The organism is Antrihabitans spumae, assembly GCF_043944905.1.
GTDB lineage: Bacteria > Actinomycetota > Actinomycetes > Mycobacteriales > Mycobacteriaceae > Antrihabitans > Antrihabitans spumae.
In genome coordinates this window covers 1-16,361 of record NZ_JBIMSN010000079.1, presented here as the reverse complement: position 1 = coordinate 16,361, position 16,361 = coordinate 1, and the positions used below count along the sequence as shown (strand labels likewise).

The 16,361-nt window shown below is 64.1% G+C and carries 11 protein-coding genes and 2 pseudogenes; 4 read left to right on the top strand and 9 right to left on the bottom strand.

The features are described 5' to 3' along the window. Window positions 1-50: 50 nt before the first annotated feature. Both ACHIRB_RS18015 and ACHIRB_RS18010 read left to right on the top strand, forming a co-directional pair. The gene (locus tag ACHIRB_RS18015; protein WP_395125130.1) at window positions 51-3,350 is read left to right on the top strand and encodes a BTAD domain-containing putative transcriptional regulator; all 3,300 of its coding nucleotides are present in this window, start codon (window positions 51-53) and stop codon (window positions 3,348-3,350) included. Window positions 3,351-3,444: 94 nt separating this feature from the next. Further along, window positions 3,445-5,595: an MMPL family transporter gene (locus ACHIRB_RS18010; RefSeq protein ID WP_395125131.1), complete on the top strand. Its 2,151-nt coding sequence runs from the start codon at window positions 3,445-3,447 to the stop codon at window positions 5,593-5,595. Between the two features lie 69 nt (window positions 5,596-5,664). Here ACHIRB_RS18010 and ACHIRB_RS18005 read toward each other — a convergent pair whose 3' ends face one another. Next, on the bottom strand, window positions 5,665-6,810 hold the full coding sequence (locus ACHIRB_RS18005) for an acyl-CoA dehydrogenase family protein (RefSeq protein WP_395116523.1): 1,146 nt from the start codon (window positions 6,808-6,810) through the stop codon (window positions 5,665-5,667). 139 nt (window positions 6,811-6,949) lie between these two features. Between ACHIRB_RS18005 and ACHIRB_RS18000 the strand changes: the two genes are divergently transcribed. Beyond that, complete coding sequence (locus ACHIRB_RS18000) at window positions 6,950-7,579, top strand: TetR/AcrR family transcriptional regulator (RefSeq protein WP_199708343.1); 630 nt, start codon at window positions 6,950-6,952, stop codon at window positions 7,577-7,579. Window positions 7,580-7,585: 6 nt separating this feature from the next. Here the strand turns inward: ACHIRB_RS18000 and ACHIRB_RS17995 are convergent, their stop codons facing one another. From ACHIRB_RS17995 to ACHIRB_RS17980, 4 genes are all read right to left on the bottom strand, one after another. Next, window positions 7,586-8,059: a sigma factor-like helix-turn-helix DNA-binding protein gene (locus ACHIRB_RS17995; RefSeq protein ID WP_395125132.1), complete on the bottom strand. Its 474-nt coding sequence runs from the start codon at window positions 8,057-8,059 to the stop codon at window positions 7,586-7,588. 129 nt (window positions 8,060-8,188) lie between these two features. After that, window positions 8,189-9,796 (bottom strand): wax ester/triacylglycerol synthase domain-containing protein, encoded by a 1,608-nt coding sequence (locus tag ACHIRB_RS17990; protein WP_395125133.1) that lies wholly within the window; start codon window positions 9,794-9,796, stop codon window positions 8,189-8,191. A 17-nt stretch (window positions 9,797-9,813) separates the two neighbouring features. Continuing rightward, complete coding sequence (locus tag ACHIRB_RS17985; RefSeq protein WP_395125134.1) at window positions 9,814-10,551, bottom strand: sulfite exporter TauE/SafE family protein; 738 nt, start codon at window positions 10,549-10,551, stop codon at window positions 9,814-9,816. Window positions 10,552-10,789: 238 nt separating this feature from the next. Next, window positions 10,790-11,695, bottom strand: coding sequence for a TauD/TfdA dioxygenase family protein (locus ACHIRB_RS17980; RefSeq protein WP_395125135.1), 906 nt, complete (start codon window positions 11,693-11,695; stop codon window positions 10,790-10,792). Window positions 11,696-12,112: 417 nt separating this feature from the next. On the opposite strand from ACHIRB_RS17980, the pseudogene ACHIRB_RS17975 reads away from it, so the two are divergent. Beyond that, window positions 12,113-12,791: pseudogene (locus tag ACHIRB_RS17975) on the top strand (lysostaphin resistance A-like protein). Here ACHIRB_RS17975 and ACHIRB_RS17970 read toward each other — a convergent pair. The 4 genes and pseudogenes from ACHIRB_RS17970 to ACHIRB_RS17955 all read right to left on the bottom strand — a co-directional run. Further along, complete coding sequence (locus ACHIRB_RS17970) at window positions 12,792-13,433, bottom strand: TrkA C-terminal domain-containing protein (protein ID WP_395127741.1); 642 nt, start codon at window positions 13,431-13,433, stop codon at window positions 12,792-12,794. It lies immediately after the preceding pseudogene. Window positions 13,434-13,448: 15 nt separating this feature from the next. Further along, window positions 13,449-14,861, bottom strand: a pseudogene (locus ACHIRB_RS17965) (chloride channel protein); the annotation flags it as partial. An 8-nt stretch (window positions 14,862-14,869) separates the two neighbouring features. Further along, window positions 14,870-15,442 carry a mismatch-specific DNA-glycosylase gene (locus tag ACHIRB_RS17960; protein WP_395125142.1) on the bottom strand — a complete coding sequence of 191 codons (573 nt, stop codon included), beginning with the start codon at window positions 15,440-15,442 and terminating at the stop codon, window positions 14,870-14,872. Between the two features lie 74 nt (window positions 15,443-15,516). After that, window positions 15,517-16,361 (bottom strand): HNH endonuclease signature motif containing protein (locus ACHIRB_RS17955; protein WP_395127738.1); only part of this gene is annotated, 845 nt, incomplete at its 5' end.

Genomic DNA, 16,361 nt, shown 5'->3' with positions numbered 1-16,361 from the left:
TAGCCGGCTAGGAACGCGGTCGGCGTCGCTGCCATTACGCTTGTCCAGCTATGGTTTCGATCCGCGTACTCGGCTCCCTGGACGCCGCCATCGGGCGCGAGAGCATCGATGTAGGCGGTCCACGCCAACGAGGTGTCCTCGCGCTACTTCTTGTGGCCCGGGGTGAGGTCGTGTCGGTGGATCGACTCGTCGACGATCTGTGGAAAGGCGAACCACCGCCCCGCGCACTCGGTGCCCTGCAGGCCTACGTTTCCAATCTGCGCAGGGTGCTCGAGCCGAACCGACCGCCGCGAGCGCCGGCCGAGATCTTGGTCAGCCAGGCACCCGGCTACGCACTGCGCCTGGCTACGTCTGCGGTGGATGCCTGGCAGTTCGAAGCAGACGTCCGCGCGGCCGCGACGATCGACGATCCGATTCGCCGCCACAAAGCGCTGGACGAGGCTCTCGGTTTATGGCGAGGCCCAGCGTTTGCGGAGTTCACCGGCGAACCGTGGGCGACCGCCGAAGCGCACAGACTCGACGAGCTTCGACTCTCCACACGTGAACGGCGTGCAGCAGCCGCACTCGATGCGGGCGACGCCATCGCCGCCGCTGCGGACGCCGAGGCGCTCACCGGCGAATATCCCCTGCGTGAAGAGGGTTGGCGACTACTTGCTCTCGCCCGCTATACGGCAGGCAGGCAAGCGGAGGCGTTGTCCGCGCTGCGTCAGGCCCGCGACGTTCTTGCCGAGGAACTCGGTATCGATCCGGGGCCCGCGCTGATTCGTCTCGAGGCCGATCTGCGTGCCCAACGGATCCCGGTTCGTCAGCCGGAACCCGCCCGAGCAACGGTTGCTCGCAACGAGACGGTGGACACCGCCGTTTTCGTCGGCAGAAAACCCGAGTTGCAAGCTCTGCATGCCGTCGCCTCGACGCCCGCGCACGGCGGGCGGTCGCGGGCCGCTCTTGTGTCCGGCGAGGCGGGTAGCGGTAAATCGACTCTGCTGCAACGTTTTCGGAACGAACTGGAAGCCGACGGCTGGCGCGTCGTCGTCGGCCGCTGTCCTGAGACCGACGGCGCTCCCCCTGCCTGGCCGTGGGTGGAATTGCTGCGTTCCCTCGCCGTCGACGTGGACCCCGGTGAGCATCGCGACACCCTCGCACCCCTGCTCGACGATCATCGCGGGAGCGTCACCGACCCCAACGCCGCGTTCGGCCGCTTCCTCTTGCACCGAGCAGTCGCCACCTACCTCGACACCGCAGCACGCGATCGCCCACTCGCGATCTTTCTCGACGATCTCCACCGCGGTGATGCAGAAACCCTCGCACTGCTGAGCAGCGTCACGGAGTCGTCGTCCGTGTTCACCGTCGTTGCCTACCGACCCGACGAAGTAGGTCCACAGCTCGAACACACATTGGCGGGCGTCGCGACCTCGACGCAGGCTCGGATCCGGCTGACCGGCCTCGATGCTGTCGACGCCGCACAGCTCGTCCGGGCGGTCTCCGGTGTCCTTCCGGACGGTTCCACGATCGAGAAGCTCACGGAGCGGACCGGCGGAAATCCGTTCTACCTGCGAGAAAGCGCGCGTCTGCTCGGCAGCGAAGGTGAGTTGGTCGCGACATCGGAAGTGCCGGAAGGGGTAAGGGACGTGCTGCGCAGGCGGTTCGCGCGGCTGCCCGAGGTTGCGGTGTCGATACTGCGACTGATGGCCGTCATCGGCCGCAACGCCGAGGTCGACGTGCTGCTGCGTGCGGCCGAGGTGGACGAAGACACCGTCCTCGACGCACTGGATGCAGGGGTTGTTGCCGGCCTGCTCGACGAACCGGGGCCAGGCCGCGTGCGATTCACCCACGCACTCGTTCGCGACACCCTGTTCGGCGATCTGTCTCGGCTCCGACGCTCGCGGTGGCACCTTAGGGTCGCCGAGGCGGTGGAGGCTGTTCGGCCCGGCGACGTCGCGGCGTTGGCGCACCATTTCGGCGAATGCCTAGGACTGGCAACCGCGCGCCGCGCTGCGGACTACGCGATCGCCGCGGGCGAGCAGGCCGAACGGCGGTTCGCACACGATCTTGCGGCAGCCTTCTATTGGCGAGCGGTCGCTGCTCTGGAGGTGCTCGACAGCGCAGGCCCGGTGACACCGCAGAGTGTCACGTCGCGAGTGGACCTGATCTCGCGCGCAAGCAAGGCCTACCTCGCATCCGGCGCAAGCATTCCAGCTCGCGAAGCCAGGGACCGTGCAGCGTCGCTAGCGGCCACCGCAGGCCGTGACGACTTGATCGTCGCGGCCCTCACAGCCTGGGACGCGCCGACGCCGTGGCTCAACAGGATCTACGGCACCGTCGACGACCGAATCGTCGGCATGATCGAAATCGCTTTGAGCACAAATGACCTGACCCCAGCGCAGCGTTGCCGTTTGCTTGTCGTACTCGTCGAGGAAGTCAGCGGCGAACAGTACGAGAAAGCGTGGGCCGCGGCGACGGAGGCACAGCGACTCGCACGCGAGATCGGCGATCCGCACGTCCTCGGTCTAGCACTGAGCAGCAACCTGTCCCTCCACGATCCGACTATGACGAGATCGACGCGGGAAAGCTTGGCCACGGAGATGATCGCGCTCGGCACCGAGCACAACATGCCTGCTATCGCGTTGATCGGTCACTACGTCGCGATGCAGGCCGCGGCCGCGTTCGGTGAACTCGAGCTCACTGTCGAGCATCTCGATGCCGCAACGGCCATCGCTGACCGCTATCAGTGGCGCCAGGCGCAAGGCACCAACATGTCGGCTCGCGGGTTCGTCGCGCACGCCCGCGGCGACCTCGACGAGGCCGAAAAGTGTTATACGACAACAAACGATATTTTCGTACGGCACGGTGCAACCGATGCAACGGGCACCTACGCCGTCGCGCTCTTCTCGGTTCGGCTCAGGCAAGGCCGGGTCGGCGAGCTCGCGCCGATCCTGACCGCGGTAGCGACGTCCGCGCCCGACGCCGTCGCGGATCCGCTCGCCGTTGCACTGCTGGCTATCGGCGACACCGCCGGTGCGCGCGCTGCACGGCAGCAGCTTGGACCGATTCGTATCGACTTCTTCCGATCACTGTTCCTTGCCGTACGCGGCCTGGCTGTCGTCGGGCTTGGAGCACACGACGAGGCTCGCACCGTGTACGACGAGCTGCTGGCATATGCCGGTCAAATCGGTGGTGCGAGTACGGGTTCCGTCGCCATCGGACCGACGGACACAATCCTCGGCGACCTTGCCGTGTTGCTCGGCGACACCGCAGTGGCGGCCGCGCACTACGAGGTCGCCGAACAGCTGGCATTGCGCTGCGGCTGTCCGCAGTGGATCGCCGAAGCGCGGGAACGTCTCGGTAACTGACGGACTCCAAGTGTTCTACTAGTGGCCAGGCCCATCCTGACGAAGACAATTCTCGATTACGAGGCTCTCGTTTACACAGTCTTCGGAGGACACCATGAGTTCCCTTCTTCATAGGGTCGGTGCGGCGAGTGCAACTCGGCCGTGGCGGGTGATCGGCGTTTGGGTGACCTTGGTGCTGATCGCATTCGGATTGGCCGCAGGAGTCGGCGGTAGCCCACAGGACAACTACACCATTCCGGGGGTCGACGCCCAGGCGGGCACGGATCTCCTCACCGAAAGGTTCGTCGAATTCTCGGGGGCCGACGCTCGCATCGTCGTGCACTCCGACACGGGCAAGGTGCCCGCCACCGAACTCACCACGTTGAGCGAGCGACTGTCGAAGGTGGCAGGCGTGAGCGCGGTCGCTCCCCCACGGGTTTCGGCCGACGGTGACACCGCGCTGATCGACCTCAGCTATAGCGTCCCCGTCACCGACTTCAGCGGCACCGAAGGTATCGACGCGCTCAGGGCAGCGACCGAACCCACCGAGGATGCCGGCTACCAGGTCGAACTGGGCGGTCAGATCCCCGAAAACATCTCTGCGCCTTCGGGTGTGGCTGAAGCGATCGGCATCGTTGTCGCGCTGATCATCCTGGTGTTCGCGTTCGGTTCGATCGTCGCCGCCGGATTGCCGCTCGCAGTTGCGTTCGTCGGCGTCGGAATCGGGTCCGCGCTGATCACCGTCATGGCGGGCTTCACCGACATCAGCAACATTGCGCCGACGGTCGCGACGATGGTCGGCATCGGTATCGGCATCGACTACGCATTGCTGCTGGTCACGCGGTATGCCGAGGGACTACGCGGCGGGATGAGCGTCGTCGACGCCGCTGCCAGAGCCAATGCAACGGCAGGCATGTCGGTGATCTTCGCCGGTACTACCGTCCTCGTCTCGCTGTTCGGTCTGAAACTCGCAGGCATTCCGGTCTACTCCTCGTTCGGCTACGCGACCTTCGCGATGGTCGCCTCCGTCATGTTGGCGTCGGTCACCTTGGTTCCAGCGCTGTGTGGACTTGCTGGTCACCGAGTGTTGAGCAAGCGCAGTCGTAACGCGACCGCGGTTGTGGTCGCGGACGCACCCAGGGTGTCCACGACGTTCAAGGCATCCAAGACCGAACGCTGGGCGACCAGGGTCGGCGAGAAGCCGTGGCCGCTTGCAGTTGCCGCGTTGCTGATTTTGCTACTGCTGGCAGCGCCCGTACTGCAGATGCGCACGTGGCCACAGGATTCCGGCAGCCAGCCGACGTCCAACACGACCCGACTTGCCTACGACATCGTCAGCGACGAATTCGGTCCGGGCGCCAATGGTCCGTTCATCGTCGCCATCGATCTGGACCACACCTCCGACAGCGAGCTGAATGCACTGATCGCAACGTTCAAGGCTGATCCGGGCGTCGCGCAGGTGTCCCCCGTGATCCGCAATGCGGCGGGCACGGCGGCAATCGTTCGGGTCGAAGCGAAGACCGGACCGCAGGATGCCGCAACACCAGAGACGCTGACCCGGTTGCGGTCGGCGCTGCCGGAGACCTCGCACGTGACAGGACTGACGGCGATCTTCTCCGATATCTCGAATCGGTTGGCCGACAGGTTGTGGTTGGTGATCGCGGTCGTCGTCGCGCTAGCGGTGATCTTGATGACGGCGGTGTTCCGCGCGCCGGTGGTCGCCTTGAAAGCTGCTGCAATGAACCTGCTTTCGGTCGCAGCCGCCTACGGCGTGATGGTCGCGGTGTTCCAGTGGGGCTGGGGCGCCGAGCTTCTCGGATTGCCACACGAAGTGCCCGTGTCCAGCTGGGTCCCGATCCTGATGTTCACGATCCTGTTCGGGCTCTCCATGGACTACGAGGTGTTCTTGCTCTCGCGAGTCAGGGAGCTGTGGCTGAAGACGGGTGACGCGCACACCAGCGTGATCAAGGGTCTCGCGTCGACAGGTCGTGTCATCACCAGCGCGGGCGCGATCATGATCGCGGTGTTCGCAGGGTTCGCCATGGATTCCGACATCACGGTCAAGATGATGGGCGTCGGCCTCGCGACGGCAGTCCTCGTCGACGTGACGATCGTCAGGATGGTGCTCGTCCCGGCGACGACGTCGATCCTAGGTAAGGCCAACTGGTGGATCCCGGCCTGGCTCGATCGGGTGCTGCCGAAGTTCGACATCGAAGGCAGCGATCAGGCGGGCGAGCCGGCCCGCAAGGAGCCGATAAACGCGTAGGCAGCAAGCTGCTCGTGAGTCCTTTCGGAGGTTGGGCCCTCCGAAAGGACTCACGAGGCGCGGAGCGCCTTACAGCGAACGGGAGATGATTTCCTTCATGATTTCCGTCGTACCTGCATAGATCTGCTGCACGCGGGAATCGACCCAGGCCCGCGAGATCGGGTACTCGGTCATGTAGCCGTAGCCACCGAACAGCTGCAGGCAGGTATCCAGCACTGCCGTCGAACGCTCGGTCGTCCACCACTTCGCCATCGCGACGGTCGGGATGTCGAGTTCGCCCTGCAGATGCTTGGCGATGCAGTCGTCGAGGAACACTCGCGCGATCCGAGTTTCGGTGGCAACCTCGGCGAGCTTGAACTTGGTGTTCTGGAAGTTGAAGATCGGCTTCCCGAACGCCTGCCGCTCCTTCGTGTAGCGCAGTGTCTGCTCGAGCGCCGCCTCCATGCCGACGACCGCGCCGATGGCAACGATCAGCCGTTCCTGCGGAAGCTGCTGCATCAGCTGAATGAAGCCCTGACCTTCAGCGGTGCCGAGCAGGTTCGCGACCGGAATACGGACGTCTTCGAAAAAGAGTTCGGACGTGTCCTGACCCCGCTGCCCGAGCTTGTCCAGTGCGCGCCCACGGCGGAAGCCTTCGCGGTCACCCTCGACGAGGATCAGCGAGATGCCTGCTGCACCCTCGTCGGTTCCGGTCTTCACGACAACGATGATGAGGTCGGCCTGCTGACCGTTGGTGATGAACGTCTTCGAACCGTTGACGACGTAGTCGTCGCCGTCACGAACTGCGCGCGTCTTCACGGCCTGCAGGTCGGATCCGGTGCCAGGTTCGGTCATGGCGATCGCGCCGACGACCTCGCCGCTTGCCATCTTCGGCAACCACAGCTTCTTCTGCTCTTCGGTGCCGTACTCCAGCAGGTAGTGCGCCACGATGCCGTTGTGCAGGCTGCCGCCCCACGACGAGTCGCCGACCCGCGCCTGCTCCTCCATCAGCACAGCTTCGTGCGCGAACGTTCCGCCACCGCCGCCGTACTCCTCGGGGATCGACATGCAGAGCAGGCCCAGTTCGCCTGCCTTGTTCCAGAGGTCGCGATCGACCTGGTGAGCCTCGAGAAACTTCTCGATGTTCGGCTTGATTTCCTTCTCGACGAACGAGCGTGCGAGGTCGCGCAGCGCGTCCAAGTCCTCGTTCATCCACGCGGACCGATGTGCGGCCATCGAGATCTCCTAGTCAACAGGTGACACCCGCCACCAACTGGTGACGTAGGTCCTCACATTAGAGTTGTCGTCAGCCGTCGTCAATTTGCGGTACGAATAACGGGCTTGCGCTACAGGCCCGACCAGGAAGGAGTCGCCGGTGGAATCGACGTCAGCAGCACCAACGGAGACCCCGACCCGACTGTGGGCGGGCACGACACTCGACGAACGACGCACGTTCCGCTCGACGGCGTTGCTCGACGCCGCCCTCGACCAGATCGGGGAAAGCGGCAGCGCAGCCGTCACCGTGCGGTCGCTGTGTCGGCAGACCGGCCTCAACGACCGCTACTTCTACGAGAGCTTCGCCAATCGCGACGACCTGCTGGCTCAGCTCTATCGCCGCACGGCCGAAGCCGTACAAACCGAGTTACTCACGGAGACAACCGATATCGAGCATGACCGCCAGGCGTGGGCGCGGGCCGTCGTCGAACGTTTCGTCGCCATGATGGTCGACGATCCGCGCAAGGCGCGGCTTTTGCTCGTCGAGCCGATGGTCGAGCCGATCCTCGGCGGTATCGGCCTCGCGACAGTCCCCGTGTTCACCCGAATGATCCGCACCACCCTGCCGAAAGACGCGACGAAAACGGAACGAACCCTGACGGCGGTCACAGCGGTCGGCGCGCTCAGCGCTGTCCTCGGCGGCTGGTTCTCCGGCAAACTGGACGTCACCCGGGAGGAATTGGTCGAGCACTGCGCCAGAGTCCTGCTTCGAGGACGCACCGACGAGTAATGCGGCTCACCCAGCCCGAAGTTCGAGCGACCGCATCGCCTGATGCTGCAGCAAACGCACCCGACCTGCAGGTACCTCGAGCACCGTTGCCGTCTGAAATACCGTCAATCCTACGATGACGCGCAGGATCATGACCTCCTGGGCGATCGGATCGATGTTGTCGAACATCGCGTCGGACTGCCCGGCATCGTGTGCCAACTCGGCGCGGACGACCCGGACGATGACCGAGTACAGCTGTACGCGAGCAGCGGTGTCGGTGTCTGTGTATGTGTACGTGTCGACGAACGGCTCGATGGCAGCCGCATGAGCGATTCGCGCGACTGCATCGGCGAAATCCCAGCCGCTCGAAGACCTGGGAGAACGGAAGCGTCGACCGACTCTGGCACGGGTGTACCTGATCACCTGGGGCCACACAATAGACGTCAACTCAGCGAGCGATCCGCGGAAACGCTTGTCGCACTCTGCTGTCGTCGGGTCCATGCATCGAGTCTGTCGCCTCGTTCACGGCCACACATCGGGACAAGTACCCATATTGCGGGTCGGGGTTGTACCCCTTTAGGATGACGTGCGCCCTACTTTCGGACGAGACCGACCTCGTGTCGAGTCCGATTACGACGCTGGCTTCGTGTAGTCGCGAGCTACTCGAATCGCTTCCGACAAGGTCGCGTTGCTCAGAATCACCTTACCGACCGCCTGCACCGTCTCCTGCGGAAACTGTTCCCACAGTTGGTAGATGGGCTGTTCGTCAGTCCCCGACTGCGCGAATACCAGACCCTTGCTCGCCGTGAGTTCCTGAAGTTCCGCCTCACCTGTCGCGGCCATCGCAACTCCCTCCGTCGACGGCCGGGTACCCCGCGCCCTCTCATCGAAAACACCGACGACGTCGGCTATCGACCTACGCAGCAACGCTTCGTAGTCATCGACATCCGGCATGACGTCGGGACTGGTCGTGATGGTGACCGTGACCGTGTCCCCGATGCCGTGAATTCCGTGGGTCAAGCCCATCACAGGCGACAACGACGGAAACCCTGCCGTGAACCTGACAGTCCCGCCGTCGAGTTCCAGGTCGCCGGCACCGCGAAACACACTGGAGACGACTGTGTTTCCGCTGACAGTCGGCGGAATGTCGTCGAACGGATAGTTGGCGCCCTCGTGCCGCAACATCGGCGCTGCCAGCACGCTGCCGACCCGACTTTGGGCCGCGAACAATGGATTGTCGGCTCGGGAACGGCGTTCCGCCAGAGCCGCAGCGATCCGCTGTGCGCGCGTCACCACATCCGGCTCGTCGGGAAACAGGTCAACGCCGACGTTACGAAAGTTGTTCTTGACGTTCGCTCTTGGATGCGACGCAACCGGAAGCTCGGCGCCCAGACGGTCGACGGTACCGCCGTGACCGGTCAGGTACTCCGCAAGCGCCGATGAGATTGCCGTCAACACCATGATCGTGACGGTCACCTCGGAGCTGCGCAACTCCGCCGCGGGCAACACGATCATGCGCACCACCCGCGTCGGGTCGGGGCGGCTGTTCACCTTCGTCAGCTGTTGACCGACCGTGGGTGCAGGCAGTTCGCCTGCGGAGGTCAGCCGCTCGATCTCACGCTGTGCGCGAAAAGCTTGAACACCGCGGACGAATGTCATCGCAACGCGCAGCGGCAATCGCCCAAGCCCCCTGGCCACGAGGACTCCGTCGGGTAGTCGAGACGGTGCGCGGCGAACTGTCGGCCCGGGCGGATCCTGCGAACCGAACAATGCCCTTGCGATAGTCGAGGCCTGGCGTCCATCGGCCAACGCGTGGGATATCTGCAGTACTGCAATCGATCCCACACCCGACTCGCACCACGGTGCACCTGCGACGTCGCGAAACATGTGCAGCCGCCACGGTGTCGAACGAGCGTCGAGTTCGTCGGTGAGCAATTCACCCATTGCAGCGGTGAATCCACTCCAATCGGATTCTGGAAGTTGATGTTCGACTATCTGGTCAGGACCGAACGGCCGCGGCACCCAATAGGGAAAGTCCAGATTGCGCGGTACCTCGCGCAGCTTCACACAAAGATCGGGAATCAGAGCGCTGCGACGAGCTACCAACCGGCGCAACGACTCCGGCGTGCCGTGCGAACCGTCGAAGCAATACAGCAGGTATTGATCGTTACCGATCCGCTCGGTGAGCCAGTACATCTGGGCATCGCGCGGCGCCAGCTGCGTCCATCCCGCGGTCATTTTTCGAGTCTAGGAGATCATTCCAGCAGCAACCAGGCGGCCAGCCCCAGGCCGAGTATCGCAACACCGATGCGGAGTACCTCGGGTGGAATCAGTTTCACGACCGGTGGACCGAACCATCCGCCGACGAGCGCACCCATCGCCAACGCCAGCGTCGCGACCCAGTGCACCGGACCGAACACCGCAAACCCCACTGCTGCGACCAGATTGGCGATCCCGAGCAGAAAGCTCTTCAAGATCGTTGCGCCCCAGACGGTTTCCTTGGTGCAGATCAAGATGAGCGAAAGGAAGATCACGCCCGCACCCGCGCCGAAGTACCCGCCGTAAATGGCGATTGCAAAGATCGAGATCGGAACCAGTCGTGGAAAGTCGCGCTCCGCAACGTGTTTGCGAATCACCGGTTGCGCAAGCAACGCCAAAGATGCTGTTGCAACGAGAAACGGAACGATTGCCTCGAACGTGCCCTCCGGGGCGAGCAGCAGGACACACGCACCCGTCAGGCCGCCGAGCGCGGACGCCACCGCCCACCACACCAGTTTCGGGCCGCGACCGAGGAGTTCCTGTGTTGAATTCGCGGTCGAGCCGACGCCGACCGCGACCATCGCGACCGTGTTCGTGACGTTGGCTGTCACCGGAGGCAAACCGGCTGCCAACAAAGCTGGGTACGAAACGAGAGACGCCATCCCGGTGACGAATCCGACCACACCTGTGAAGAAGCCCGCGACCACGAGGAGAACAAATACGATCGGGCTCACGTGGTCCGACTGTACGGAGCGGCAACTAGTGCGGGAAACGCTCCCGCACACTGACCAAGGTCTCGGGTGCGCGCGCGGCCACCATTCCGGAAATCGCCATCACAAAGATGAAGACCATTGCGAGTGTCATGATCAGCATTCGGAGCACCTCTTCGGTTCGGATTGACTTCGATGTTGCCGAACCGATATTGGACGCGCCTGAGCGCAGATCGTGAGTTTCCTGTGAAAGGAGTGCAGGTCACCGCGAGGTGCGCGGACCGACAGGCGTATCGCCTCGCAAAGTGATCCGATGCATCACTCGCCGCTGCGTGCCATAGTCGCGGTTCGCATAGTGGATCGTGCTGCGGTTGTCCCACAACACCAGGTCACCGAGCTGCCAACGGTGCCGAACGATGTGTTCGGGCTTCGTCAGGTGCGCGTACAGGAAATCGAGGATGCCGCGGCTCTCCGCCTCCGAAACCCCGACGATATGCGACGTGAAACCCGGATTGACGAACAAACCCTTGCGCCCACTCTCCGGGTGAACACGAACGACAGGATGGGCGACCGGCGGCAGCGACGTCACCTCTTCGCCCTCCCAGAGATTGCCTTTGCCTGCCCTCTTGTGTGCGAGGTAGTAGCCGAATTCGCGGTTGCCGTCGTGGATCGCGGTCAGGCCGTCGATCAGTTCTCGAATCGGCGCAGACAGCGATTCGTACGCCAACTGACTGTCGGCCCAGTTCGTGTCGCCACCGTTCGGCGGCAGAACGACGGGTCGCAATATGGAACCGAGCGGTGGGCGTGGCATGAAGGTCACGTCGGTGTGCCAGACGTCGGCAAAGCCGTTGTCCTGGCTGTCGAGCGCGTACACCTCAGGAGCAACCTCGCCGCTGTCGTGCACGGGATGACCGACAGTGAGGTCGCCGAGTCGACGACCGAATTCGATGTGCTGCTCGTCGTCGATGAACTGCTTGCGCAGCACGAGCACCTTGTTCGCTACCAACGCCGCGCGAACCGCCCGCACCTCGGCATCGGAGGCGTCGGCTATCTGGAGGCCGAGTACCTCGGCGCCGAAATTGGGTCCGTAGTGGTCCAGAACCAGTTCGGTGGTCTCGATGTTGTTCTCGACAATGCTGTCGACGTCGTTCTCGAATGCGATGCTCACTGTTGCTCCCCTCGGACGACAGGTCCGATCGGATCGTGGGGTGTGAACCCGAAGATGGATGCTGGCGGTGGCCGGCTACGGCGTGCGAGATCTCGACGCGCTAGCGACGGCAGTCATCATCGACAACAAGAGTTTGCGCACAAACGACACAGGTCGACGGTGGTCCGTCGTACCAATCGGGTCGAGTGCATACGACAATTCCTACCGCAGATGTAGGGAAGCGGCAACTCCGCCCCTGGTCGGGTCGCTGTGACGATGGCCGTCGACGGCGTCGCGCTCTACACTCGGGCGGAGTTTGCAACGCCAGGAGCCCGAGAGTATTTGACCAGCGCAATTACGACGACCTCGTACCCGCCGCAGGACGGCGGCCGTACCGACTTCCGAACCCCCTTCGACGGGGTCCGGGCCTACGTCGATATCGCGGTTGGTCGTTCTCGTCCTGTTGTGCACCAATCTCATCGCCCACTTCACAACAGTGTGGGCCAGCCTTGCGGCCGTCCCCGTCGCAGCACTTGTCCTGGTGGCGCTGACAAGGCACCGGGGGTTGGGGTGGGAGGAACTCGGCCTCGGGCGCGAGCACCTGCGACGCGGGGCGCTGTACGCGGCGGGCGCCGTCGGTTTGGTCGTCACCGTTATTGCCATCGGTGTCGCTCTTCCGCTGACGCGTCCAATGTTCATGGCTGACAGGTACGCCACGATTTCCGGTGCTTTGATCGCGTCGATGATCGTGATTCCGCTACAGACCGTCATTCCCGAAGAACTTGCGTTTCGCGGTGTTCTGCAAGGCACGCTCTCGCGCGTCTACAGCTTCCGCGGTGTGGCGATGGCCGGGTCGTTGCTGTTCGGGCTCTGGCACATCGCCTCCTCGCTCGGTCTGACCGAAGGAAACCGTGGCTTCAGCGCGATACTCGGTGGCGGCGTGGCCGGCCAGGTCATCGGCATTGCCTGCGCGGTGCTTGCGACCGCAGCAGCGGGCCTCGTCTTCACCTGGCTACGCCGACGCAGCGGCAGCCTGCTCGCGCCGATCGCGCTGCACTGGTCGCTCAACGGTGTCGCCGCATTGGCAGCGGCAGCGGTTTTCCACGCTGCGGCCTGATCACGTCAGCAGCGCCCTGACCTGCTCCAGATCCGTTTGATGTCCAAGCAGGGTGACGACGTCGCCGGCGTGCAGAGCCACCGCTGCCGCTCCGGGCAACACAGAGTCGCCGCGCAGGATCGACACCACGATCACACCATCGGGAACGGCGTTGTCGCCGAGCTCTCGACCGACCGCAGTCGAGGTCTCGCCGACGCGTACATCGATCAAGTCGGCGTTGGCGGACACCTTCCCGAAACGTTCGACGTCGACCTGTACAGCCGTCCGATATCCGTGAACGATTTCGCGGACGCCGACGATGCCACGGACCAGGCGTTGGTCGTCGACCACCGTCAGCCATCGATGTCCGTCGGGAAGTGCATCTACGGCGTCGGCGAGTGTTGCCGCCACCGCGACAGTCGGTGCGCTGGCATCCAGCCACCTACCGAGCGACGTGTCGCCCTTCCTGGTCTGGAGTTCCGTCGACAACACATCTGTGAATACGGCACCGACGAACCGCCCGTGTTCGTCGACGACCGGGGCGCCTGGTACTGACACGGCCGACATGGCCTCGAACGCTGCTGCGGCGCGTGTCGATTCAGAGAGGACGAGACGAGGTTCGGTCAGCACCGACGCGACGGTGACGCCACCGAGTAGCGGCATCCCACGCTGCATCCGCGCGGCCTGTGCTTCGTCGCGATTCTGCAACTGCGCGCGGTAGATGGTGTCGCCGGAAGCACGAACGATCAGGTAGGCGAGGCCAACCGCGATCATCGCAGGGGCTAAAATCGTTATGCCGCCGGTCATTTCGGCGACCATCAGCATCACCGCAAGCGGGACGCGAGCAATGGCACCGAAGCAGGCCATCATCCCGACTATCACGAACGGCGCAGGACTGTCCGGCACAGCCGGCGCGATAGGTTCGAGCACTCGCCACACTGCCGCGCCGGTGAACGCGCCGATGACCAGTCCCGGCCCGAAGATGCCGCCGGAGCCGCCGGTCCCGATCGACAGCGATGTCGCGACGATCTTGGCGATAGGCAGCACGAGGATCAGCCAAAGTGGCATCGCGAGCAGAAGGGAACGGTCGAGTCCCTGCTGCACCCAGCCGTAGCCACTGCCGAGAATTTCGGGGATGCCGAGCGCGAGCAGACCGACGAGCACCCCGCCGATCGCCGGCTTGATGATCGGACTTCCTGGCAACCGATGGGTGACGCCGACCGTGAAGTAGAAGGTCCTCGCGAACAGCAGGCCGATGAAGCCTGCGAGTATTCCGATCAGTGCGAACCAGGCCAATTGCAGTGGCTCGTCGAACCGATAGTCGGAACCAGAGAAGCCGAACAACGGCTCGAAACCGAGGATCGCGCCGTAGACCGTGTAGCTCACGATCGATGTGAACAGACCGGGGATGATGGCCTCGAACTCGAAATCGTCCTTGTAAACGATTGCACCGCAAAGCAAGGCACCGCCGAGTGGGGCGCCGAAGATCGCACCGATACCGGATCCGATGCCGACCGCAACAGCGATACGACCATCGCGCGGCGCCAGGTCGAGGGTGCGTGCAAGCAGCGACCCGAAACCCGCCGAGATCTGCGCGGTCGGTCCTTCGCGGCCTGCCGAGCCGCCCGACCCGATCGTGATGGCGGACGCGACGAGTTTGACGAGCACAGCGCGCATACGAATCATGCGGGGGTTCTTGTTGACCGCTTCGATCGCTGCGTCGGTTCCGTGCCCCTCCGCCTCCGGAGCGAGAGTGAAAACGATTATCCCGGAAAGTAATCCACCGAGTCCGACGACGAGCGGGATAGCCCACGGCCGCGAAAAGCCGCTGTCCCCCTCGTGGCCGCCCTCACCGCTCGGAGAAGGCGGGGTGTACCCGCCGAGGAACTCGAGAAAGAACTGGGTCGACTGAGTCAGCGCGACGAAGAAGACGACGGCACCCAAACCGGCGACGACGCCGATCACGGTGCCGAGGACCAACCACTTCTGCAGATAGCTCGCACGTCCGACCCAGCCGCCGGACTGTGTCGCCACGGATAGCAACCTGTGCCGCACCGCCTTCGGCGCGCGGAGATTCAGCGGACCGATCATGATGCACCCTAACCGGGCACGAGAACTCCTGCGGCTGTTCCGACCCGGCCATATGCCGTCGCGAGCGTTTCGACCGTGTCGTGGGCGTTGAGACCGCTCGGATTGGGGACGACCCATAGTTGCGCGCCTGCCAAGTCCTCGGGTTGACGGCCGACCGTCGCTTTGCGTCGATCGAATGCGACGCGGTAGGCGGTGATGCCTGCGATGGCGACGACCTGGACCTGATTGTCGGCCACCAACTTCTCCAAAGCTTTTGTACCGCTGCGCAACTCGTCGGTCGTTAATTCGTCTGCCCGCGCCGTGGCCCGTGGTGCGAGGTTGCTGATTCCGACACCGCGGCGGATGACGTACTCGGCGTCCTCGGCCGACATTCCCTCGGACGGATCGATTGGACGTTCGATGATGCCCGCTCGAAACAACGCGGGCCAGAACCGATTGCCACGTCTGGCGAAATGCGCGCCGGTTGCGGCGGTCCACAAACCGGGATTGATACCGACGAACAGCAGCTTGCACCCAGGCCCGATCAGGTCGGGCACGGTCGCGTCGCGGTAGCCCTCGAGTTCAGCTTTGGTGAAGCCCACTATCCGATCTAAGCGCACGTCGACTCCGCATCGGTGGCTGATCCGATGCGGAGTCGATGTTCGGTTGTCGGCGGTCAGGCAGCCTTGGGACTGGCTCGGCCGTGGGCGGGAATGGGTTGTCGGCGTGGGTCCATTCCAGCGGGTGGGATGAACCAGGGATGGCGGTCGGTGCCCATCACCACATCCCAGTCGGTGTGATGCATCAGCCGATGATGAAACCGGCACAGCAGCACCAAGTTGTCCAGATCGGTGGGTCCGCCGTCGACCCAATGGTGCACATGATGTGCGTCGCACCAGGATTCGGGTCGACCGCAGCCAGGGAACGCACACCCGCGATCGCGGGCAGCGACGACTTTGCGGAGCCGTTTCGACACCACCCGAGTGGTGCGACCCAGGTCGACGGGGCAGCCGTCCTCGTCCAACACGATGGTGGTGCGCACACAGTCGCAGGCAAGGCGACGGGTGGAGCGCACGGTCAGTGGTCCCATCCACGGCATCCAGCCGGTGTCGGTGTTCTCGAACAACTGCCGGTAGGCGTTGCGATCGGGTCGCGGTTGTTCAGTGTCGAGCCGATCTGTGTCGGGCTGATCGGTGTCGGGCTGATCGGTGTCGGACTGGTCAGCAGCATTCGGGTCACACATGTCGGTGTGGTAATCGATGAGGTCGGCGGCGTTGATGTGCACCGACAGGTGCGGTCGGTCTCCACCTTCGGTGGGTCCGGTGGCGGAGTCGAGGTAGCGCCGCAGAATTTCGGCGAACGCGTCGGCGCGGCGTTGCGCGGCACTGCGGGCGTCGCGGTCTCCGGTGGCGCTGTTCGGGTGCGGTGCCGCCAATGGGGAGAGGGCAGCGAGCAACATTTCCGCGGTTTCGGCGTCGACGTCACCTTTGATCGCCATGCGACCGTTGAGGCTGGTGGAGG